Origin of the sequence: Terriglobus albidus, assembly GCF_025685425.1 — a bacterium.
GTDB lineage: Bacteria > Acidobacteriota > Terriglobia > Terriglobales > Acidobacteriaceae > Terriglobus > Terriglobus albidus.
Genome location: NZ_JAGTAS010000057.1, coordinates 423,531 through 444,627 on the forward strand (window position 1 = coordinate 423,531; position 21,097 = coordinate 444,627).

Annotated in this window: 30 protein-coding genes and 1 pseudogene; 7 read left to right on the forward strand and 24 right to left on the reverse strand. The window is 56.9% G+C overall.

Features of this window, described 5'->3' with window-relative positions:
- Window positions 1-61: 61 nt before the first annotated feature.
- The gene (locus OHL21_RS18075; protein ID WP_263418690.1) at window positions 62-910 is read left to right on the forward strand and encodes a hypothetical protein; all 849 of its coding nucleotides are present in this window, start codon (window positions 62-64) and stop codon (window positions 908-910) included.
- A gap of 1 nt (window position 911) precedes the next feature.
- On the opposite strand, the gene OHL21_RS18080 is transcribed toward OHL21_RS18075, so the two are convergent.
- The 5 genes and pseudogenes from OHL21_RS18080 to OHL21_RS18095 form a co-directional block, all read right to left on the reverse strand.
- The gene (locus OHL21_RS18080) at window positions 912-1,178 is read right to left on the reverse strand and encodes a hypothetical protein (RefSeq protein WP_263418691.1); all 267 of its coding nucleotides are present in this window, start codon (window positions 1,176-1,178) and stop codon (window positions 912-914) included.
- Window positions 1,178-1,615, reverse strand: coding sequence for a hypothetical protein (locus OHL21_RS18085; protein ID WP_263418692.1), 438 nt, complete (start codon window positions 1,613-1,615; stop codon window positions 1,178-1,180). Before OHL21_RS18085 ends, OHL21_RS18080 begins: the two co-directional genes overlap by 1 nt.
- Before the next feature lie 169 nt (window positions 1,616-1,784).
- Window positions 1,785-2,309 (reverse strand): DnaA N-terminal domain-containing protein, encoded by a 525-nt coding sequence (locus OHL21_RS18090; protein WP_263418693.1) that lies wholly within the window; start codon window positions 2,307-2,309, stop codon window positions 1,785-1,787.
- Window positions 2,310-2,645: 336 nt separating this feature from the next.
- Window positions 2,646-2,876 (reverse strand): annotated as a pseudogene (locus OHL21_RS24550) (YdaU family protein); the annotation flags it as partial.
- A 20-nt stretch (window positions 2,877-2,896) separates the two neighbouring features.
- Window positions 2,897-3,109: a hypothetical protein gene (locus tag OHL21_RS18095; RefSeq protein WP_263418694.1), complete on the reverse strand. Its 213-nt coding sequence runs from the start codon at window positions 3,107-3,109 to the stop codon at window positions 2,897-2,899.
- A gap of 129 nt (window positions 3,110-3,238) precedes the next feature.
- Between OHL21_RS18095 and OHL21_RS18100 the strand changes: the two genes are divergently transcribed.
- Both OHL21_RS18100 and ligD read left to right on the forward strand, forming a co-directional pair.
- Complete coding sequence (locus OHL21_RS18100; RefSeq protein ID WP_263418695.1) at window positions 3,239-3,424, forward strand: DUF3606 domain-containing protein; 186 nt, start codon at window positions 3,239-3,241, stop codon at window positions 3,422-3,424.
- 116 nt (window positions 3,425-3,540) lie between these two features.
- Entirely contained in the window at window positions 3,541-4,575 is a 1,035-nt protein-coding gene (gene ligD / locus OHL21_RS18105) for a non-homologous end-joining DNA ligase (RefSeq protein ID WP_263418696.1), read from the forward strand.
- Window positions 4,576-4,579: 4 nt separating this feature from the next.
- Here the strand turns inward: ligD and OHL21_RS18110 are convergent, their stop codons facing one another.
- Window positions 4,580-5,617: a DUF5131 family protein gene (locus tag OHL21_RS18110; protein WP_263418697.1), complete on the reverse strand. Its 1,038-nt coding sequence runs from the start codon at window positions 5,615-5,617 to the stop codon at window positions 4,580-4,582.
- Window positions 5,618-5,646: 29 nt separating this feature from the next.
- On the opposite strand from OHL21_RS18110, the gene OHL21_RS18115 reads away from it, so the two are divergent.
- The gene (locus OHL21_RS18115; RefSeq protein WP_263418698.1) at window positions 5,647-5,916 is read left to right on the forward strand and encodes a hypothetical protein; all 270 of its coding nucleotides are present in this window, start codon (window positions 5,647-5,649) and stop codon (window positions 5,914-5,916) included.
- Between the two features lie 5 nt (window positions 5,917-5,921).
- On the opposite strand, the gene OHL21_RS18120 is transcribed toward OHL21_RS18115, so the two are convergent.
- From OHL21_RS18120 to OHL21_RS18190, 15 genes are all read right to left on the reverse strand, one after another.
- Window positions 5,922-6,437 carry a DUF1643 domain-containing protein gene (locus tag OHL21_RS18120; RefSeq protein ID WP_263418699.1) on the reverse strand — a complete coding sequence of 172 codons (516 nt, stop codon included), beginning with the start codon at window positions 6,435-6,437 and terminating at the stop codon, window positions 5,922-5,924.
- A 49-nt stretch (window positions 6,438-6,486) separates the two neighbouring features.
- Window positions 6,487-7,239: a hypothetical protein gene (locus OHL21_RS18125; RefSeq protein ID WP_263418700.1), complete on the reverse strand. Its 753-nt coding sequence runs from the start codon at window positions 7,237-7,239 to the stop codon at window positions 6,487-6,489.
- A 60-nt stretch (window positions 7,240-7,299) separates the two neighbouring features.
- Window positions 7,300-7,674 (reverse strand): hypothetical protein, encoded by a 375-nt coding sequence (locus OHL21_RS18130; RefSeq protein WP_263418701.1) that lies wholly within the window; start codon window positions 7,672-7,674, stop codon window positions 7,300-7,302.
- A 43-nt stretch (window positions 7,675-7,717) separates the two neighbouring features.
- The gene (locus tag OHL21_RS18135; RefSeq protein WP_263418702.1) at window positions 7,718-8,560 is read right to left on the reverse strand and encodes a hypothetical protein; all 843 of its coding nucleotides are present in this window, start codon (window positions 8,558-8,560) and stop codon (window positions 7,718-7,720) included.
- Between the two features lie 2 nt (window positions 8,561-8,562).
- On the reverse strand, window positions 8,563-8,874 hold the full coding sequence (locus OHL21_RS18140; protein WP_263418703.1) for a hypothetical protein: 312 nt from the start codon (window positions 8,872-8,874) through the stop codon (window positions 8,563-8,565).
- Between the two features lie 551 nt (window positions 8,875-9,425).
- Window positions 9,426-9,572: a hypothetical protein gene (locus tag OHL21_RS18145; protein ID WP_263418704.1), complete on the reverse strand. Its 147-nt coding sequence runs from the start codon at window positions 9,570-9,572 to the stop codon at window positions 9,426-9,428.
- A 203-nt stretch (window positions 9,573-9,775) separates the two neighbouring features.
- A complete protein-coding gene (locus OHL21_RS18150; RefSeq protein ID WP_263418705.1) occupies window positions 9,776-10,213 on the reverse strand; it encodes a hypothetical protein in 438 nt (145 codons plus the stop codon).
- The gene (locus OHL21_RS18155; RefSeq protein ID WP_263418706.1) at window positions 10,213-10,383 is read right to left on the reverse strand and encodes a hypothetical protein; all 171 of its coding nucleotides are present in this window, start codon (window positions 10,381-10,383) and stop codon (window positions 10,213-10,215) included. Before OHL21_RS18155 ends, OHL21_RS18150 begins: the two co-directional genes overlap by 1 nt.
- A complete protein-coding gene (locus OHL21_RS18160; protein ID WP_263418936.1) occupies window positions 10,376-10,621 on the reverse strand; it encodes a hypothetical protein in 246 nt (81 codons plus the stop codon). Before OHL21_RS18160 ends, OHL21_RS18155 begins: the two co-directional genes overlap by 8 nt.
- Window positions 10,614-11,066: an HNH endonuclease gene (locus tag OHL21_RS18165; protein WP_263418707.1), complete on the reverse strand. Its 453-nt coding sequence runs from the start codon at window positions 11,064-11,066 to the stop codon at window positions 10,614-10,616. Before OHL21_RS18165 ends, OHL21_RS18160 begins: the two co-directional genes overlap by 8 nt.
- Complete coding sequence (locus OHL21_RS18170; RefSeq protein ID WP_263418708.1) at window positions 11,063-11,476, reverse strand: GNAT family N-acetyltransferase; 414 nt, start codon at window positions 11,474-11,476, stop codon at window positions 11,063-11,065. The genes OHL21_RS18165 and OHL21_RS18170 overlap by 4 nt, the downstream gene beginning before the upstream one ends.
- The gene (locus OHL21_RS18175; protein ID WP_263418709.1) at window positions 11,473-11,742 is read right to left on the reverse strand and encodes a hypothetical protein; all 270 of its coding nucleotides are present in this window, start codon (window positions 11,740-11,742) and stop codon (window positions 11,473-11,475) included. Before OHL21_RS18175 ends, OHL21_RS18170 begins: the two co-directional genes overlap by 4 nt.
- Window positions 11,735-12,349: a hypothetical protein gene (locus OHL21_RS18180; protein WP_263418710.1), complete on the reverse strand. Its 615-nt coding sequence runs from the start codon at window positions 12,347-12,349 to the stop codon at window positions 11,735-11,737. The genes OHL21_RS18175 and OHL21_RS18180 overlap by 8 nt, the downstream gene beginning before the upstream one ends.
- Entirely contained in the window at window positions 12,346-12,555 is a 210-nt protein-coding gene (locus OHL21_RS18185; RefSeq protein ID WP_263418711.1) for a hypothetical protein, read from the reverse strand. The genes OHL21_RS18180 and OHL21_RS18185 overlap by 4 nt, the downstream gene beginning before the upstream one ends.
- Entirely contained in the window at window positions 12,548-13,102 is a 555-nt protein-coding gene (locus OHL21_RS18190; RefSeq protein WP_263418712.1) for a LexA family protein, read from the reverse strand. Before OHL21_RS18190 ends, OHL21_RS18185 begins: the two co-directional genes overlap by 8 nt.
- A 112-nt stretch (window positions 13,103-13,214) precedes the next feature.
- On the opposite strand from OHL21_RS18190, the gene OHL21_RS24555 reads away from it, so the two are divergent.
- From OHL21_RS24555 to OHL21_RS18200, 3 genes are all read left to right on the forward strand, one after another.
- Complete coding sequence (locus tag OHL21_RS24555) at window positions 13,215-13,436, forward strand: helix-turn-helix domain-containing protein (RefSeq protein WP_399258875.1); 222 nt, start codon at window positions 13,215-13,217, stop codon at window positions 13,434-13,436.
- Between the two features lie 250 nt (window positions 13,437-13,686).
- On the forward strand, window positions 13,687-14,502 hold the full coding sequence (locus tag OHL21_RS18195; RefSeq protein ID WP_263418713.1) for a tyrosine-type recombinase/integrase: 816 nt from the start codon (window positions 13,687-13,689) through the stop codon (window positions 14,500-14,502).
- A gap of 185 nt (window positions 14,503-14,687) precedes the next feature.
- Complete coding sequence (locus OHL21_RS18200) at window positions 14,688-16,361, forward strand: alpha-amylase family protein (RefSeq protein ID WP_263418714.1); 1,674 nt, start codon at window positions 14,688-14,690, stop codon at window positions 16,359-16,361.
- 102 nt (window positions 16,362-16,463) lie between these two features.
- Here the strand turns inward: OHL21_RS18200 and OHL21_RS18205 are convergent, their stop codons facing one another.
- The 3 genes from OHL21_RS18205 to OHL21_RS18215 all read right to left on the reverse strand — a co-directional run bounded on the left by OHL21_RS18205 (window position 16,464) and on the right by OHL21_RS18215 (window position 21,049).
- Window positions 16,464-18,584, reverse strand: a complete 2,121-nt coding sequence (locus OHL21_RS18205) for an amylo-alpha-1,6-glucosidase (RefSeq protein WP_263418715.1) — start codon at window positions 18,582-18,584, stop codon at window positions 16,464-16,466.
- A gap of 309 nt (window positions 18,585-18,893) precedes the next feature.
- The gene (gene feoB, locus OHL21_RS18210) at window positions 18,894-20,816 is read right to left on the reverse strand and encodes a ferrous iron transporter B (protein ID WP_263418716.1); all 1,923 of its coding nucleotides are present in this window, start codon (window positions 20,814-20,816) and stop codon (window positions 18,894-18,896) included.
- Entirely contained in the window at window positions 20,813-21,049 is a 237-nt protein-coding gene (locus OHL21_RS18215; RefSeq protein ID WP_263418717.1) for a FeoA family protein, read from the reverse strand. The genes feoB and OHL21_RS18215 overlap by 4 nt, the downstream gene beginning before the upstream one ends.
- Window positions 21,050-21,097: the final 48 nt, after the last annotated feature.

Here is a 21,097-nt window from a genome sequence, read left to right on the forward strand (position 1 = left end):
CAAGCAAAAACCTAGCACCCAGGAAACTGAGAATCCGAAACGCTTGTCCCCGGAGGAGTTTTTGACGACCTCCCCTCTTTTTGTCACCGTGAAGACCGAGGAATTCAAGGTTCCAGACAGAATTGCCTTCCACTGTTCCGGTGAGTGCAAAGCTACAACTGATTGGTTCTTGGTCTATTCAGAGACTCCGCTGGGCTCGGGAGCGAGTCGCGGGACCCCGCCAGACGAAACGATCAAATCCGTCGCTTATCACTGTTTTCGGTGCAGAAAGATGACATTGACAGTTGTCTATAGGGAAATAGGTAAGGAAGAACGACCAGTAGCAACAGTACCGTCATCTTTCTCCCGCGGCTTCAAGGTTCCAACTATCCCCGTGCTCACCGACGTTATGAAGGTGGGACAGTTCCCTGCTCCTCGTATCGTTATTCCCCAAAAGCTCGAGAAAAATCTTGGTGAAGATGCCGTCGAGTTATATCGAAAGGCGATGATATGCCGAAACTCTGGCTTTGGGTTGGCAGCTGTTGGATACATGCGCCGTATTGTGGAAGATAAAACGAACGAACTGATCGAAGTCGCTGCCGCCTTCGCTGAGGCACACCACGTTAAATCTGAAACAGTGGCAAAGATGCGGAAGGCTATCGATGCCGACAAGTACACGCCGTATGAAACAAAGCTAAAAATCGCAGGTTCTGTATTCCCTAAAAACCTCCGAGTTGGGGATGTCAACCCTTTGGATCTTCTTTTCAGATATGTGAGCAAGGGCTTACATGGATTGAGCGAGCTGGAATGTATTGCGATCGCTGATGAGATACGGACGGTTTTTACCTACGTCTTTGAGAACCTACAGGCGGAGATATCGGATCGGCGCAGATTTGTAGACACAGTGAACAAACTCTCAAAATCGAAATAAGTTATTGCCGCGATTTTCCGGGCGCGCCATTACCGAATTGCTGCGTCAAGCCTTCGGCGGCCAGCTTGCGCTTGTTCTGTTCCCGGAACTGTTCATTGGTCTGCTCCAAGATTCCTGTCGTCAGCCGGTGAAGGACATGCGTCTCGACATCCCGCACCCACCGCTGACGCTTTGCCGTGGCGTTCGTCGCCAACTGCGCCAGCTTCCGCAGGTCGTAATACGTACCCTCGTCCAACTTAATTATTGCTATCTGTCCCTTTGCCGCCATTACGCTGTTGCCCTTTCCTCGATCGCTGCTGTTGGTGGTGGCACCGGCATAAGGATCGGCTTCTTTGGTCCACGCTTACGCGCCAGTAGTGTGTTCATTGCCAGCTGAATGCCAGCCATGTCCCTTGAAACGGCTACCCGGTCCGGCCTGGTCGGGAGTTCAAACGCGCACGGCTCGGGCAAGACTTCCAGAAGCTTCAGCGTCTCCGGCCGGTTGGCAATGAGCTCGACATGCGCGGAAAGGTCGGCGCCTTCCCGGTAGACCATGACAAGCCAGTGGTACTCGGAGTCATACTCACGCCGCAGGAAGCTCGCGAGTGTGGCTACATCGGAGACCAGCGTCATGAGCACGAAGAGGCGCGTCTCAAAGATGAATTGAAGCCTGCCGGCCTCTGCTGGGTTTGGGTGGAACAGCAGGACATTCTTTTTCGGTCTCATGCGCTCTCCCTCCAACGGCATTCCGCGTCCCAATCTCCGGCGATGCAATCTGTTCGGAGACATAAGGGGCATCTCCTTCTTTGCCTAGAAGTAGGTGGTCGTTCGGACGGATTCAGAATCATCAAAAGAAAAGCCGTTGTAACCGCGATAGCTGCGAATCCCGCTAAGATCATGCGCTTGCCTCCCCGAAGATCATTTGCACTGCCGTGACACCCTGCGGCAGGAACCGCTCGAAGTTGAACTGCTGCGGAACATGCCCGAAGTGCTCGTTTGGACCACGGAGTATCAACCGGCCTTCCTTCACGCCCTCTGGCCGCAGGGGCTTCACCCAAGTTGCGAAGCTCTGGGCGTTTGCCTCTTGCCGCAATGCCGCGCTCACCTGCTGCCATGCGGATAGACCAGCTGCGCGATCGGCTCCCTCAAGCACGCGTTCGTTTGCGGCCTGGCGTGCCATTCTCTCGGCGGTTTCCTCTGCCGATGGCTTGGCCAGTCGCATGCCGACTATCGGCTCTCCGCTTGCTGTTGGTGTGCGCCACTTGCCGTCCTCGAACCAGAACCGGTTTACCTCCACCGCTCGCTTTCTCGCTTCCAGGGCGGCGCGGTAGATCACCATGCCGGCCGCGTGCGGTGTCGTCTTCGTCTCGGCGGCGAACAGGCGCACAGCCTCGGAGACAACGTGGTGCGTGGAGCCCACAAGCGGGATGGATAGTTTCTCTGCCAGAGCGTGGGCTACCTGCGGCGGCTCAAGGCTGTCGGTCTCAGCTTGGGTGCGTTGCTCTGGCGGCTTGATGGCCGGAAGCGGTTGCGAAGGGGGGAGTTCTTCACGCGCCCCGCGCGCGTGCGGTAAATCTCCCCCGTTAGGAGGGAGATTTACTGGTAAAGGTGATGGTGAAGGGCATTGCTCGGGCATTGCTTGTGTATTGCTTGGAGCAATGCTTGGAGCATTTTTCCATCTAGTATTGGCCGCTTTTTGCGCTTTTTCGGCGGATTTCAGCTTCTTTGAGTTCCACTCAGCCCGCTCTTTTTCCAGCCGTTCCTGTATGTAAGTACCGTCCGGGCATTGCTTGAAGAATGCTTGGAGAGTGCTCCAAGCATTGCTCCAAGCATCTTTCTCTACCTTCGCAATGCGCCGGAGAACATCTAGGCTCGCCGGCAGCGGCCCATTCTTCCAGGAGTGCATGAGCAAGTGCAGATATGCCCCGCTCTCCTCGGCAGTGAGGTGCTGCGTATCAGCCAGATAGTCCCCTATATAGAGGGGCATCCAGATATCTGCGGAGCTGCTCACTTAGCACCTCCGAAGCGTTCGTCGAAGTACAGTTGCGCACCTGTCGAAACATTGCCATGAAGCTTATCTAGCAATAAATGAAACCGATGCTCTTCAGCCAGAGAGCGGGATGCTTCATCCTTTTTGGTAGCCAATTCATCAACCAACAGCCCGAAGATGTCGTCCAGTTCCAACTGCGAGAACGTCATAGTTATTTCCGTATCGCCCATCTAAAACTCACCTCCAATCCAGCGCAGCTTGCCGCTGAACCGGATTCTATCTAACGATTTGCGAACACAGAGGACCAGGTTTAGCCAACCCTCACAACTTGCCATCCATCCCAGTAGTCGAGGTGATTTATGGCAGACAATCTCAAAGATCGAGGCCCACAGGACCGAACCCGGATCAACGTCAATGAAGACTGGGAGGTTCGCTACTGGACCAAAGAACTCGGCGTTACCGAAGACAGGCTGCGTCATCTCGTACAGCTGCATGGCGTCTCGGCTGATGCCGTCCGTAGGGCGCTGGGCAAGCGCGTTGCATGACGGCATCAGCGCACCCGCTCTTTCTCTGACACGGTCAGCACCAGGCGGACAGAATCACCGCGTAGGCCGCCGGTAACGTCCGCCGACACCTTCACCTGGAGCTCATCAGCCTGCATATGGCCAATGAGCTCCCGCAGCACATCAATCGGAGTTTCACGGAAGCGCTGTGCTACCTTTGCCGCATCGACCCAACGATGGCCGGATACCTCATCCCGTTCACTCCTCCCATGGAGTGCATGCCCGCTGCTTCCCTCCCCGAGGGAGACGACTGGCTTTACGAGGTCAAGCTGGACGGATACCGGGCTCAGATCAGTCACGACAGCAGAGGCGTTCGAATCCTCTCTCGGAACGCAAAGATCCTGACCAGTCAGTTCCCCGACATTGTTAGAGCAGCTGAAAGCCTGCCCTTCGGCTGTGTGATCGACGGTGAGCTCTGTGCTTTGACTGACAAAGGTATTCCCAGCTTCCAGTTGCTTCAGAATCGGGGAAGTGTGAACGCTCCGACCGTCTTCTACGCCTTCGACCTGCTGTATCTGGACTACAGCCCGCTTCTCAAACGTAAGCTTGGTGAACGGCGGGCGGGGCTCGAGAGTCTCATCAAATCCACGGGCCACCTTCAACTCTCTGAAGGACTGCGTCTCCCTCTCGCCATAGTCCTGGACCTTGTTCGGAAACACTCTCTTGAAGGCGTGGTCGCAAAACGACTCTCCAGCACCTACGAGGCAGGCTTGCGCACTGGCGCATGGCAGAAGAAGCGCATCACCCTGGCGCAGGAGTTTGTCATCGGAGGATACACTCCCGGCGACTACGGCATTGATGCTCTCGTCATTGGCTTCTACAGAGGCGGGAAACTGCGTTACTGCGGCCGGGTTCGCAATGGCTTTGTCCCGGCCAGCCGCCGGCAGGTCTTTGCTGAGCTCAAGGGGCTTCGCACTGACGTCTGTCCATTCACCAACCTGCCGGAGAAGGCTGCTGGAAGATGGGGTGATGGTCTCACCGCTGCCAAGATGAAGGAATGTGTCTGGCTCAGGCCCGAGGCTGTCGCTCAGATTGAGTTCCTGGAATGGACGGAGAGTGAGCACCTGCGGCATGTCACCTTCGCCGGCATGCGGCACGATAAGGACGCGAGAAAGGTTGTGCGGGAGACTTAGGGCGTCAGCCACGAGCTACCTCCGGCATCTGCCGAACACGGAACGCTTCCGGCCACTCCGACATCAAGCCACCTTTCCGATGCTTCAGGCCGATTGTGTGGCAGAGTCGATCTTCTAGGCGCACAGGCTTTGTGCGGATGCCACTCCATAACCCGTAGGGCTTCTCGCCATGCGTCTGATATGGTTTGGCCCCCATCTGCTTCACAAACACCGGCACACCTGCCGACTTGCACTGCTGCACGATGCGGTATGCCCACTCAACATTGAACGGGCGAGCTCCAACCCCGCTTTCCCCGCCGACGATGACCCAGTCAAGGGAGGATGGTGCCTGGTAGAAACGATCCTCATGGTCCCGTGTAAGGGCACTGATAGTTCCCGGCACTGTAATTGTGAGGTTGTACTGGGATGGCAACTCTATTTCGTCTAGGTTGATCTGCTCAATCAGTGGTTCGGCCGATATGAACCGTACCGCCGCTGGGGTCCGCAACAGATCTGGAATGCGAAGATTGGCATAGTGCTGGTTCTCAACCGATACGCCCAGCCAGACATTATCCAGGGGCCAGTAGATATCACAGTCGAAACGGTACCCTTGCCGCGGGTTGATCTTCTCCGCCGCATCAAACACCCTACGGGCGGTGTATCTGGGATTTTCGAGGCTCAGATACTTCAGCATCCGATCGGCCCGCTTTGTCAGCACCTGATACGTGTGCTGAGGAGTCAACGCCATCACCGCGAAGATGCGATCGATCTGCTCATCCGTGACGCTCTCATGAAAAAGGTCAGACATAGAGTTCACGAAGTAGATGGTCCGCTTCTTCCGCGCCAGCGGTCCCACGAGCTTGTCTTTGCGGTCTTCCGCTATCTTTCCCGTCCAGTACGCGTGTTTTCCCTGGAGAATCGTTAGGCCCTGATACTTCGTTTGCCCCATTAGCGCCAAGCGATGGGCCATCTTCTTGGCGTAGCAGTTCACACAGCCGGGGCTAATCGGCGTGCAGCCGGCGATAGGATTCCAGGTCTCTCCTGTCCACTCGATATTGCTCATTTCGCCCTCTGGGGTGATAGGCTTCCGCCATGGAAATTGAAGTCGCGCTCAAACTCGGGGAAGTGCAGAGCAATCCGCCCGGCGCGGAATTGCAGGCCATCGCCCTTGATGGAACCAAGCGGGAATGGTTCAAGTGGTACCCAAACCGGGGTGTGGGAGGTTTCGATGCCTATAACATGGGTTTGGCTGAACGGGCAGAAACGCCAACTGGTGTGTCTGTCGGTATCGTGTACGCCGTTCTCAAGAGTGCGGAGATCGATGACGTTACACTCGACAAGGAATGGCACAAACGGAGATAGCTGTCTCAAAGGACTACCTCCAGGGGCTGCAGCTTGGTCACCTTCGCCAAGTACAGCGGGTGCTTTGGAGAGCCATCCTTATTCAGCCCGAGACATTGCAGATCACGTCCAGTGAGCGAGAACAGAGTCTTCACCTGCGCACCGCGGTCAAGATGACGGCCGTGCTTACCCCATGCGGCGACCAGTGGGCCGGTAACACCAAACTTTGTGACCAACTCGACTAATGTGTTCCCTTCGCCTATCGGTTCCCTCTCGGCCTTCATAACGTTGGGATCTGTGGCGCGGAATGCGAAGAGGTTCAGCATCACCATGCCGCCACAACCCCACAGCGCGGCGAAGTCCCGGCAACGGCGTATCGTCGGATCATCTTGCACCTCGTCGGCCGTGGAAGGATTCAAGCCGATAAACGCGGCCAACGGCTTGGAGTCGTCCCACACAATCGTCAACGTGTAGCGGTACCGGCGGCATGGCGAGAATGTCGCATCTCGCTTCACAAACAGGCTGGTGTCTTTGGTAGCCATAGATCCCTTGCGATGTGAAGCGGCCCGGTTTGTGTCCGGGCCGCGATGGTTACGCGATGACCGGGATGCTGCTGAGGTCAGGTGTGGTGGAGCCCTTGATGCGGTTGGTAAGCCAGTCGGCGATGGTGGATATTGCCGTCAACTTCCAGGTGCCTCCGTCTGCCTCAAAGAGCGCGCAGCCAATGGCACCGTTGGTCATCTGCTTTACGCGAAAGACATACTCACTGGCAGGCTGATCGACCTCACGGAAGGTCCGGTAAGGCTTCAGTTTCACGGTGGGCTTGATGACACGCTCTCCAACCAGCGGGCCAACACCTGTCTTGGCCGTCACCTTCTGAGAGATACCGTCATCGTCGATCCGGTTCTCGTCGGCCTGTGTGATCTTCGACGCCAGTGAAATCAGATCGTCCAGCTCCGGAGACTGCACGAAGAGGGCGCGGAGAGAGATATTGAAGTCTTCGACGGAGTAATACGTGTCGAACTTGAACTCCTTCTCCCCCTTCTGCGCCGTGGCTTCAATGAACGTCTGCCGGCGACCATAGCCATCGCTGCCTTTCGCGATGAACCGCACCTTGTCGTGAGAGACAACGTGGATCAGCACCGCATCTTTCTGGAAGCCTTCGAAGTCCGCCTCCAGCAGGTCAACAAAACCTTTCAGAGTGCCAATGGCGATGTTGTCGATGGTGGGCGGAGCCACCAGATTCAACTTGGTGTCGGAGTATTCCAGTCCATGGATGGTGAACCGCTCGACTGGTGCCAGGTCGAGAATCTTCTGTACAAACTCTGCTGTTACGTCTGCCATGCTCTTGCTCTTTCTGCGCACGCGGCGCGTTGCGGGTTATGGGTGAGGGGCCCGTGTTGCTTAGTTCGCCTTGGTGGCTTCGTCCGCCGTGACGGCGTCGGCCATGCCGAACTGAATCTCCGTCTGTTTCGTGTTCTTCGGGAAGGTGAGCCACTCGCCGTTCTTCTTGGCGATGTACATCGTCGACTCCACGGCCTTCACGCCAGCCAGGGTGGACTTGATGCTGGTGCTCACAGCAGCACCAGTGCGGTCCGGATACGGAGCAAACTCGAGATTGACAGTGATTCTCCGCTTCTGTTTCTCGGAGGTGTTGGGATCGTTGATGTTCTCGGCAACGCGCTTGAGCTCTCGATCGAGCAACTCGTACAGCGCGCCGTCCGCGATGTTGGAGAGAGTTAGCCTATCCGGCAAACCGTCATGGTGCTGCGTAGGCATGGCAGGTACTTCCTTTCGTTTGGGGTGCTACAACTCTTGAGGTCTAAGGCTGAAGGGGTACAGCATTGAAGCCGGCGGCGTTCTTCTCTGCGTTTCGCTTCGCGAAGTGTTCCAGTGGCTTCGCCAGCACACGGGACACTTCCCTTGCCTCGCAGTCATCTGCGCTCATACCAGCGGCTGCCGCGATCGCCAGGAGTGTTACCCCAACTCCGCCCAATTCCTGCGAAAGTTCGCCCACCGGACGGGACCACACATAATCCACCAAGCGATGAGCCATGAAGATGTCCACGCCTGCTGCCTGGGCAGCCTCGCACGACTCTTCGAGCAAGCGAATACCACGCTGCGGGAGGTGGGTCGCCGCTTCAACTCCAAATGCATTCCGGCACCACTGCGACACGAGCACCTGGCGGTAAAAGCGATCAACGAACGCTCCCCGATAGCGGATCCACGAGAAGAAGCCGCGGACATTGCCAGCCACCAGCGTCTTCGTATCGTCGTCTAGGCAGGACGGAGCGATGTATGTGGAGATGAACTCCTCAGCCAGCGCTGTGCGCTTCACTTCAGCAGCAGTTTCGTCCACCGGATCAATCCACGAGTTCTTTGCCGATGTCGGCGCAGCCGGAACGGCATCCGCTACAATCACCAAGTTGCGGTGTTCCGGATGCCGTTCCAGCAAACCCATCAGCTCGAGGTATTCGACAGCTTCGGCAATCGCCTCATCCGACTCGCAGATGCAGTCGTCCAGGTTGAACCAGCGACCAATCTCGGTCTGAATCATGGCGCACTCGCTCTCAATCTCCTCTTTGGCCCAGCGGTATGCCAGCTTGTGAGCGAGCTCTACTTTGCGGAGCAACGCCTGCGAGAGTTTGCAGTTGATTTCTGCCATGGCTATCGCGCCTCCTTCCACTCGGCCGTCTTCCAGACGTAGAGGGCTTTCACGCCCTGGCGGCAGTCGATCTGCATTCCGACCCGCTTTGCAGACTTCTGAATTGCCCGCTTCGTTTGGCGGATGTGGTGGATGTCGCGGCACTGAACCTCAAGCGCTTTCTTCAGTGCCAAACCCTTCAGCCTTTCAAGCAGTTCGCCGAGACGACCCTGTGGCGCACGCTGCGCGGTGGGAGTGGTATCAGGAACCGCGGTGATATCGATCTCTTTTGCGACGAGGATGTCCATCCTTACCTTCACCTTCTTTCCGTCCACAAGTGTTGGCTCTTGTGGCTTCTCTATTTCCGGTACCTTTACGGCCGCAGGTCGAGGTGCGTGCTTCTGTCCCTTACATAGGCCGCGATGTGTTGGCAGACCGCAGCCGCGTGTACACATCTCCACCGGTTTTGGCTCCGGCTCAGACTTCGGCTCTTCCGGACGCGGCACCTGCCCGACTGTGCGAATACACCCGGCGCACATTGGGTCGCCATCGATGAGAGCAACTGCTCTAACTGGTATTGATTTCTGCCCGCAGGGGATGCAGTATCCGAGTGCCATTACGCTGCACTCCTACGGAGACGCTCAAGCTCTTCCCGTGAAATCGATACATGGCTCCGGCGCCAGCCCTTCATGTAGGCCTTGTGGCACTTGCGGCACAGTGCCTGACCTGGACGGTCACGGTCTCCACCGCATGACGAGCACGTCTTTTTCTTTCTGTCCACCATCTCTTGCTCCGTTCTGTTCCACGTAAAGTTCCGCGTGGAACGTTGAGACACACTTCACCTGTCCGCTCCACGGAGCGGTGTTGCTTCGCCAACTTTGTTGGGTTACTCGGGCTCTACTTCACCCTCGATCAACTCTGCCCGGCAATGCTGTCCAGGACGGAACTTGTCCGAGGCGTAGATCTCCGCCTCTATCTCGCTATCCGCTTCGACCTCGACATCTCCGTAAAACTCAACCCGCCACTTCGGCATCGCCTTCGAACCTTTCCTTGAGTGAATGGCCAAGGTGTTTCATGAGCCCTAAACGCCGTCGCAGGATCTCCCTGCACACCATGCCTCGACCATTCAGTTCCCGGGAACACTCGGGTTTGTTTCATGAGGTAACCTACGAACCCGTTGCAGGATCCCCCTGCACACACATACCCCAACCGTTCCCCTCTTGCAGCCATTGCCGATTAGCTTGGCTGCATCCCTTGCGCCGTAGCGCCAAACTCAACTTCCAACTGCCCGTACAACTGGCGCATGTAGACCGTGTCCGGGTCGAGTGCCTTACACCTCTGAACCAAAGACCGAATCTCACCCACTAAAGGGTCAAGCGCCTTCTGAATGTCTTCCGGGCTGACGATCAGGTAATAGCCGCATGGTGCTTGCCGGCGGGCTCCGATCGGTACCCGGTAGACCTCTATCAACTCCTTCACTGCTGCCTTCACTACCCGGTCACTGATTTCAACTCCGTGTGACCGGCACCACTCCTGTACATCTGCCAAGCTCATCGCTTGATCTGCCCCGAAGGGCTTACGCTCCCACAATGCGTCCAGTACTGCCCGGTAACTTGGCCGTAGAGCCGAGGTCATGCGGGCTACAAGTACGAGTTGGGCAAGCGTTGAGCGCATCAGACCCTCGTACCCATCCGGACCATGCGGTCCTCAACCAGATCCGCGTATTTCTGTCGGACCTCTTCTGCGGTGAGCTCACCATCAGCTATCGCCGCGTCCAGGATTTCCTTCAGGGTTACCCTAGACACCTCACACGGTAGGCGGCGGTCTACAATCACGTCATCCATTCGATACCGCCTTTCCATTCATATAGGTCGATGGCTGACCCTTGGATCGCTGGAGGGTATCGATCACGAGGTCTAAATCGCTTTCTCTGGTTACTACCAAGTACGCGTCTATACTTCGCGGGTCTCTCATCACAAAGGTGAGCCGGCACCCGATATCAAACTCCAACTCAAGTCCAGCCATCACAGCCGCAACTACCTGTTCAACACGTAGAAGGTCGGGATTCTTTACGTCATCCATTCGCCACCTCCATCGCATCTGCCTTTGTGGCAGCCAGCCATCGAACCTCACGCCAGAAAATGACGTATATGCCACGGATGTTCTCCATCAGTATTCGCCTCTGCTCTACGGCCTCATGGCATTTCCAGCAGAAGAGGATCAGATTGAAGAGTCGGTCATTGCGGTCTGCTCCGCCCATGCCGCGGCGGTAGATATGGTGGACCTCTGCCGGCTTCTGAGTGACCACACCGTTACGCTTCAGGGCGTGCAACTGTACTTCCTTGCCACAGGCCCGGCACTTACCGCCGTCACGGTTCCATACCCGCAGACGCTGTGCTTCATAGGCTGCACCTTCGAGTACGAGTCGGTAGCCGCCCGGCGCCGTGACGTCTTCGATACGGTTCTCGATCGACTCGATCACCTGGTGCGGCTCCGCCATTTTTGGCCTACGCGGGAAGAACCTCATGCCGGCACCTCCATCTCGTACATGACGGCGACCTGCTTCATGCCCAGCGCTTCATGGGTCAATTTTGAAACGTCATTGCAAAGGGCTACTCCGGCTCCAATTTTCTTGAATCCCATAGCTTTGCAGCCAACCACGACGGCACCATGAAGGACCTTGTAAATGCCCTGCTTGCGGTAGTCAGGATGCACCCAGGCAAGAGTGATGTAGCCGAGCAACTCATCCGCCCACCAGCGGACAACGGCGAGACCGATCACAGCATTGCCTTCATAGCAAACAAAGGCACTGTCACTCTCGTCGATCAGAACCGGAGGCCTTCCTGTCGAGGCGACTATCTCACGCACGGCATTTTCCGCAGCACGCATGACAACCGTCGAAGCTCCAATAATCTGAAGATGGGTGTACGCTCTCACGCTTTGCCTCCGAATGTCCCAGCATGGGCGCCATCAGCGAGGTAAGCATTCTCTTCCAGCCACTTCACCGAATCCGAGTAGGACTCTGCTCCGCTGTCGACGTTGTCGCCGAGGATGCCGGCCTTCGTCAGCTTTGGCAGTGCTGCCTTGCACTTCGTGCAGAAGGCTTCACGCCGCGCTTTCGGCTTACCGCAGATGCAGCGCTGGGAACGAAGGCCGCCCACATAGATTTCACGAAGCTGAGTTTTGGCGATCTTCTTAGCCATGAAGCGCCTCCTGCAGGCTGGCCCTCGATGCGGAGTGGTAGAGCCGGAAGTGCCGGGCAAGGTATTCCTGCTCTGCTTGCTCCCGCGACCAGATCTCAATGGGTGCGCCGAGCTCGAGAGCTATGCGGCCGTCTGAGCAATCCAGCGGATTGATGCCGAAGATGTCCCGCTGCTCATTGACGCGCATGGCTTTGTCGATCGTGTCGACCACTCGGCTCTTCGGGAAAGCATGACCGAAGCGGTGAGCAAAGATGGTGCCGACGTGGTCCTCGATCATCCGGTACATCTCGAAGGCTTCTGTACGCTTCTGTGGTCCGACGATGTCACCCAGGATGGCTTCGGTGTCGTCGTGGTGCAGGAATTCGTAAGCCATGGAGAATTCGCCGAGGCTGGCCAGATAGTCAGCACCGAGGCAGACATGCTGAGCGACCACGTACCGGCTGGCTCCGCCGTAACGGGCGATGTTGGACAGGTGGTAGGCGATGTCCTCCACCAGAATGTCGTTCGGATCCGGATCAAAGGCATTGATCAGGATGCCGCTACGCATGCGCATCATCGCTGCCGGCAGGGACGCCACGATTTGGCCAACGGTTCGGGTGGTGTTCATTTGCCGAAGGTCTCCGTAACCAGCCAGATACCGAGGGTGACCATGACGGCGCAGGCGAGGCCTACGAGCATGCCAGCTATCGCAAGAGCGGCGTCAACAATGACATGGTGGCGATCACGGAAGGTTGGTGTACGGCGGTAGGCTGGTTCCCACGACGGGGTACCCAGGATCTTCCGGGCAGGCAGATGAGAAAAAGAGCTACGCATTGGCGGAGGCCCCTGCAGTGATTTGTGGTGCTGGGGGAGGTACTTCGACGGAACGCGTCTGGCCACGGAGGCCTGTGGTGCCGTCGTAGATGTCTTCGAAGGTCAACGGGCCGTCTGGAAGCTGGTGCTGTCTTGAGAGCTCTACCATTTTGGTGGCGAAGGCCATACTTGGCGGCTTGGGACGGTCCGCGTTGCTGTTTGTCCATGAATGGACAACGTACCGAGTAGTCCCGATTTGGCGGGCGAGACTGCTGTGTCCCACCTTCTTTACCCACCGGACGAAGCGATCGCGGCTCGGAGTCGTGCCGGGATGAACCTTAGGACCTTCCGGGTTTATACGGAAGGAACGGCGGGCACCGTGCCGACGCTGGATGTACCCCTTACCTGTGAGCCGATTCACCAAGCTTTGGACGAAAGCCTTGCCCACGTCCATCGACTCAGCAATCTCCTCATACGTCGGCATGAAGCCATAGGAAGCCTGATACGAGGAGGCGACCCGGAGGAGTTCTTCTTCTCTCTTAGTCAATGGCTTGATGTGGGTATACATAAGTAGGTGACTGCAACCTTAGGCGAGGAATGGTTGCCTGTCAACAAGAAATTTTCTTTTGTAATTTCAAAAGATTTTCGCTATATACCTATGTATACCGATGTGGGGGTACATGCCGGTGCCGCGCTACCTTACAACCGATGAAACCGCAGAGCTTCTCCGCACACCAAAGGGCACGCTGGCCCAGTGGCGATATCGCGGGGTCGGGCCAAAATATTCCAAAACGGAGGGCAAGGTGCTTTATTCTGAAGACCATGTACATAAGTACATGCGCGATCGTGAACACGTCCCTTCCGCACGAGCGAACGTGGAGGCAAGACTTGTCCATCTTTGATCGCAATGGAATCAAGTGGTACGACTTTACGATCCGGAAACGCCGGTATCGTGGGTCGACACGTCTACGCAATCAGAAAAAAGCGGAGCTCTTTGAAGACCAACTAAAAACGAAGATCCTGGAACGGCAACTGCCGGTCCATTTCCGCAAAATCCCTCTGCTTCGGGAGTTCATTGAGCAGGAGTTCCGGAGCTATATCGAAACCTACGAGTCGAAGGCAACCAGGAATTACTACAAAGGCGGCGTAACCATGCTGCTGGAGACCGACATTGCCGGCATGCGGATCGATGAGATCGATGCAGACATTGTCAGTGAGACTTCCTTCCCCGCAGGTCCATCTAACGCCAACAAAGCAATCCGGACTCTCAGTGTCATCCTCGGCCGAGCGAAGAAGAAAAAATATCTTCTCGCCCAGCCAGACCTGGTAAAGAAGGTGGAGAACGAGCGAACCGGCACGTTCAATCCCTTAGAAGAAGCTGCCTTGTTGCATCATGCCAATCAACCACTGACGGATGTGGCTCTTGTCGTTTTCGATATGGGCTTCAGGCCCGGCGAAGTGATGCGGATCAGCCTGGAACGTGGCGACGTTGACATGTTCAGGAAGGCTATTTTCCGGCGCCGAGGTAAAGTCAGGAAATCCGACACTTGGGTCCCTATGACAGATCGCGTATTCGAAGCGATTGCGAAGCGACTGGCATCTCTACCGAAGAATGCTAAGTGGCTTTTTCCAAGCAGCGGTAAGAACGGACGGGTTAGTCAATCCGGCCACCTCACCACCATCGATAAGCAGTTCAACCGTGCGAAAAAGGATGCTAACCTGCCCGAGCACCTTGTTCTGTATAGCGCCCGCCATACCTCACTGACCAACGTCATGGAGGAAACAGGGAATCCTAAGATCGTTCAACAACTGGGTGGCCATCATCGCGGAACCACGACGATGAAGTACATCCACCCGGATGCAGTTGCAGCCCGGGATGCCATCAATAAGATAAACCGAGACCGTGCCGAAGTCGTAGCCGAGGCTTCACGCCACAATTTACGCCACAGTACACCTCTCGTTCAGTAGGAACGGATATTACAAGTGCTTGAAAGAAAAGGGTCTTCAATGGTGCACATTCTCCCACGCTCGAATGACTACGAATCATTAGGTCGGAGGTTCGACTCCTTCCGGGCGCACCATCAAGATTCGAAAACGGACACCGATCGGTGTCCGTTTCGCTTTGTGGCAAAGCCGGCATCTAACCAGAACGGATGATTAACGACCTTTGGTATAAGAACGCCATTGTCTACTGCCTTTCAGTCGAGAGCTTCCTGGACGGCAATGGTGATGGCATCGGCGACTTTCGCGGCCTGATTCAATGTCTGGATTACCTGCAGGGGTTGGGTGTTACCGCCATCTGGCTGATGCCCTTTCAGAGCTCTCCGCAGAAAGACGACGGCTACGACATCACGGACTATTACAGCGTAGATCCGCGTTATGGAACGCTGGGCGACTTCGTGGAGTTTGCCCATGGCTGCGCACAGCGTGGCATGCGAGTGATGATCGACTTAGTCGTCAACCACACCTCCAACCAGCATCCGTGGTTCAAAGCTGCGCGCAGCGCCCCCGACTCTCCTTATCGCGACTGGTACATCTGGTCGAAGAAGAAGCCGAAAAATGCCAATAGCGGCATGGTCTTTCCTGGCGTGCAACAGACAACGTGGACTTACGATGAAATGGCCGAAGAGTTTTATTTTCATCGCTTCTATGACTTTCAGCCGGATCTGAACACCGCAAATCCAGCGGTGCAGGCCGAGATTCTGAAGATCATGGGCTTCTGGATCCAACTGGGCGTCTCCGGCTTCCGCATGGACGCCGTTCCCTTCGTCATTGCGACCAAAGGCTCCGATGTAACCCGTCCGGTAGAGCAGTACGATATGCTGCGCAACTTTGCCGCATTTCTTAGCTGGCGCAAGGGAGACGCCATCATTCTGGCCGAAGCGAACGTACTGCCCTCGGCGGATATGCAGTACTTTGGTGAGGCCGGTGAGCGTCTGTCGATGATGTTCAACTTCAACGTCAACCAGCATCTCTTCTACTCGCTGGCAACGGCAGACGTACGCCCGCTGCAGAGATCCCTGATGCAGACAAAGGCTCGTCCGGCAACAGCGCAGTGGGCCACGTTTCTGCGCAACCACGATGAACTCGATCTCGGCCGCCTGACCGAGGCTCAGCGACGGAAGGTCTTCCAGGCCTTTGGCCCTGAAAAAGAGATGCAACTCTACGGCCGCGGCATTCGCAGGCGTCTGGCGCCGATGCTGCATGGAGATCGAAGACGCCTGGAACACGCCTATTCCCTGCTCTTTTCCCTGCCTGGAACCCCGGTGCTGCGTTATGGCGATGAGATCGGCATGGGAGACAACCTGGATCTACCGGAGCGCTATAGCACCCGCACCGCCATGCAATGGACCAACGATCATCATGGCGGCTTTACGCAGGCCCCGCGATCGAAGATACATACCATTCGAAACGGCGCATACGGCTATCAACATGTGAATGTCTCCGAGCAACGACGCGATCCGAACTCGCTGATGGATTGGATGGAACGCATGATCCGTGTGCGCAAAGAGACCCCCGAGATCGGTTGGGGCGACTTTCGGATCATCGAGACCGGGTGTAACGAAGTTCTCGCCATCCGTTACGACTGGCGCGGCAATCACACCCTCGTGCTGCACAACTTCAGCGCCGATCCTATTGACCTGCGTTTAGCTCCACACACCATCGGCGATGGAGCGGAAACAGGCGCTCCCCTGATCAATATCCTGTCGAAAGAGCACAGCTTCCTCGAAGAGGAAGAAGATGGACGCTACTCCATCCAGATGGAGCCATACGGCTATCGCTGGTTCCGCGTGGGCGGATGGGCTGTTTCGACGGACGTCTACTGAAGATGGCCCAGCGCCTACCGAGCACCACTTCTTCGCGGCCGCGAGATCGAAGCGAAGCAGATTCTGATCGGCGGTGATCAGGAAGCTTTGTGCCGAAGTATGTTACCGGCCTCCGATGGTGCTCTCCAGTTCTTTCTGCGAGTCCTTCTCCGAACGCATCTGACGCAGCATGACCTCACACCGCAATACCTCAGCGACGCTCCATGCCTGTGCCATACAACCGCGTGGCGTGAAGGGCTCTTCGGCATCGAAGATCTCGCTGATGGTGCCCACACCATCTTCATAAAGGTGCTGATCGAATCCATGGAGAAACGCCTGCGCCTTCTCTGCCTGCTCCGGAAAAGTCTTGATCCATGCATTCACAAAAGGCCCGATCAGCCACCCCCACACTGTTCCCTGGTGGTATGCCGCATCCCGGGCCAGCAGGTCGCCATCGTAACGAGCTTTATAGTCTTTTTCACCACGCGCCAGGCTACGCAGACCGACTGGCGTAAGCAGTTCCCGCATGCAGCGTTCAACGACCGGTTGCCACCGCGACTTATCCAGCACGGGATATTTCAGCGAGATCGCGATCAATTGATTTGGCCGGATCTGCGCATCGTCGCCTCCCTCGAAGGTATCCACCACGTCGAAGAGACAGCCTTTCTCGCCATTCCAGAAACGGCGATTGAAACTGTCGCGACACTGCGTTGCTAGCTGCTGATAGCGAGCACGGTCTGCGCGGGTATCCTCAAGCGCCTCCAGCCATTCCACCAGGAGGCGAAGCGCGTTGTACCAAAGCGCATTCAACTCCACGGCCTTGCCTCGGCGAGGCGTCACTACCCAGTCACCGACCTTGGCATCCATCCATGTGAGCTGATACCCATCCTGCCCTTGCACCAACAGACCGTCGTTCTGGTCGATATGGATGCCAAAATCGGTGCCACGCAGATGCCACTCAGCGACGTCAACCATCTTCGGCAGCAGAAACTCAAGCGTCTCCCAATCATTTGTTGCCTGGAGATAGCGATCGATGGCATGGAAGAACCATAACGTCGCATCGGCGGTGTGATACAAACCGCTGGTTTTCCCCTCGGGAAACAGGTTAGGAATCAGACCGTTGTGGATGTAATTACCGAAGCTCCGGAGGATGTACTCGGCCTCGCGATAGCGGCCGGTGGAAAGTGTAAGCCCTTCCAGCGAAATCATGGTGTCGCGGCCCCAATCCGTAAACCAGTGATAACCGGCGATTACGGTCCGGATCTCATCTCCCACGGCATGGGCACGGACCTGATCTGAAGTGCGGCCCATCGGCGTGATGAGAAACTGATCTGCCGCAAACACCAGCTCTGCTGGAAATCCTTCCCGCGCTTCGGGTGGCGCGGTCCGCAGGAGGCGCCGCTTCCGTTCCAATTCCGTGGCAAAGGCCGCACCAGGAGAGAGAGACCGGACCTTCTCCCAATCCTCAGTCGATGCCGTAAGGGAAGCCGATTTTCCGGGACGCAACTCCCCGCTGAAGCTTCCGGGAGACCAGAGCGATCCCTCCCAGTCATAACCACGAGCTTGTTCAATGCGATAGCGAAGCTTGTCGAGCCGCTCAGTCTTCATCTGGAAGCTGCAATGTTCGCAATTCCAGACAAGCTTGAGTACTGGAAGATCGTCGCCGACATGCAATTCGAAACCGTCGTCCACTCCCGTCCAACGGTACTGCTCATGTGGTGGGCCCGCCAGCGAGCCGTCATGCGACCGTACGTGCATCGCCGGCTGCACCTCCAGGCGTCCCCCCTCTCCTTCCAGCAGGGTGTAGGTGATGTACACCGTATTCTGCAGGTGCACCATGCAGGTACGTTTTTCAATCACATTCCCTTCGCAGCGGAATACCCAGACCGGAAGCCCGTTTTCCAGACGGAATTCCGAGAGATACGGACTGACGGGATCGCTAGTGTCCTTATGAACCAGGTCATCGCAGTCCAGGGCATAGGATTGCCCACCGACGATCAGGCGCTCGCGCAGATCATTCAGCATCATCGTGCGCCCATGCGGAGCGGGCAAGGCGGCGATCAACCAGCCATGATAACGACGAGTATTCAGGCCACCCACGGTACCGGAGAGATAGCCGCCAAGACCATTGGTGACAATCCACTCGGTGAAGAGCCCCCGGCGGCTGCGAGTGTGCTCATCCAGATGGGCCACGTCGAGCTCGACGTGGCGGATAATCGGTGCAGGGCGAAAGATGGTCTTCATGCTCCAACTAGGATGCTGCGAAACAGCCTCGCGCAGCCAGGTCGTGCCATCAAACTCCTGCGAGCCAGCGCCGGGAGCAGATTTTTCAAGTTCTAGGAATGGGAAGAACCGTAGCTGGCCCACGGGAACGACGAGCGCAGAAGAGATCGGTAAAATCTGCCCCTGCCCTCCGGGTTGGGACGCAAATTCGCCCAGACTTCGTGGTCAGCCGACTGTAGACCCGCCACCGCCTTCCGCCGCCTGTTCTGAACAAATTTGCGCTCGCAACGCTGACGGAAGGAGTTTGATGATACGCTCTGGGCGTTTTGCTTAATGGGCGATCAGATTCACGATCTGGTTGGTGACCAGCGCTGCGGTGTATGCGAAGACAGTCATATAGGTGAACTGAATTGCAGGCCAACGCCAGCTATTGGTCTCGCGACGGACCATGATGATCGTAGAGGTGCACTGCAGCGCAAAGGCAAAGAAGACCACCAGCGCCAGCGCCCCGCCCAGCGTCATATCGCCGCGCAGCGCCTGTTGCAAGCCAAGTGCATGCGTCTCCGGATCGACACCGTAAAGCGTGCCCAGCGTGCCGACAATCACCTCACGTGCAACGATGGAGCTGAGCAGGCCGATGCCGATCTTCCAGTTGAAACCGAGTGGGCGGATGATGGGCTCGATCCAGTGGCCGACGTGGCCAATGACAGAATCCGTCAGCGCAGAGAACTGGCCGGCATGTACCGGCAGAACACTCAGAACCCACACAGCGAAGGTGACTCCCAGAATGATGGTTCCCGCCTTGCGCAGGAAGAGCTTCGCACGATCGTAGAGCCGGATGCCAAGTCCCTGCAGTGTAGGCCAGCGGTACTGTGGCAGTTCCAGGATGAACGGAGCCGAAGATGCCCTTAGCAATGAGGACTTCAGCACACGGGCCGTAAACAGTGCCGCCAGGAAGCCAAGTACATACAGGCTCAGCATGACTGTGGCCCGCAAACCGATGAAACTACCCAGCAGCTTCCGATCGGGAACGAAGGCCGCGATGATTAGGGTATAGACCGGCAGGCGTGCCGAACAGGTCATGAACGGCGCAACCAGAATGGTAGCGAAGCGGTCACGCTTGTTCTCAATGGTGCGGGTCGCCATGATCGCGGGAACGGCGCAGGCATACGCGCTGAGCAACGGAATGAAAGCCTTCCCATTCAGACCGATAGAACGCATGACGCGGTCGGCGATCAGCGCGGCGCGGGCAAGATATCCGGAGTCCTCCAGGATGCCGATAAACGCGAAGAGCAGAAGAATCTGGGGGAGGAAGACCAGGACCGACTGTACACCGTTCCAGAGACCGTCCCGTAGAAGCGCGCGCATCCAGCCATCCGGCAGAAGAGCCGCAACCTTCACGCCCAGGCCTGTCAGCAGATTCCCAAGGCCCTCGCTCAGCGGTTGTCCCAGGCCAAAGACCACCTGAAAGACAGCGATCACGACCGCAAGAAAGATCAACGGTCCCCAGACTCGATGCAAAAGCACATGGTCCAGACGACGCGTCCACTTAGGAGCATTGGGCTGCTGGTACTGCGTACGGGAGCTGACCTGGGTGGCCCACTTCCGGTAGCTATCAGCGCTCTGAATTACGGGCAGCTTCACCGCGCCGGGCCGGGTCACTTCGAAGTTGCCGTATTGGCTAAGGAAGTCCGCAATGCGATCCAGCCCGACACCCTTCGCCGCGGAGATCAGTGCGACCGGGTGACCCAGCTCCCGGGCCATGGCAAGCACATCCACCTTGCCCCCACGCGACTCAAGCACGTCAGACATGTTCAGAATGACCAGCGTGGGCAGGCCGAGCGCGAGAATGGGAGCTGCCAGCATCAGCTGGCGGTTCATGTGAGTGGAATCGAGCACCAGCAACACGGCATCGGGCGCCGGAACACCAGGCATCTGGCCTTTCAGTACATCGACGGCGACGCGGGCGTCTTCGGAAAAAGTGGCGAGCGAGTAGATCCCGGGAAGATCGATCAGGGTGAGATCGCTGCGGCCGATGGCCTTCATCCTTCCGGAATGATGTTCTACGGTGACGCCCGGATAGTTACCGACCTTCTGCCGAAGTCCTGTCAGACGATTGAACAGAGTCGATTTTCCACAGTTCGGAGGTCCGATGAGCGCGATTGTGCGGATCTGTCCCTTGTGCGACGCAGGCAGGGGAGGAGCCGTCAGAACGGCGGCTTTCGATTCCGCAGGGGTACAGCAGGAGCTCATTGAACGTTCTCGATGGGGGTCATGAAGAGATGACGGGCGGTCTCACGGCGCAATGCAACTTCAATGCCATCAACCCGATAGACGGTGGGATCGCCTCCGGGCGCGCGCCTCAGGACATGGACGCCTGCCCCGGGCAGGAAACCCATATGAGCGAGATGATCGCCTACTTCTTCCGGCAAATCGACCCGCTCCAAACGACCGTGCTGGCCCACCTTCATCTCACTGAGGCACATCTTTTTCCACCTAATTCAGTCTACATTAGTCCGAATTCTGATGGTCAG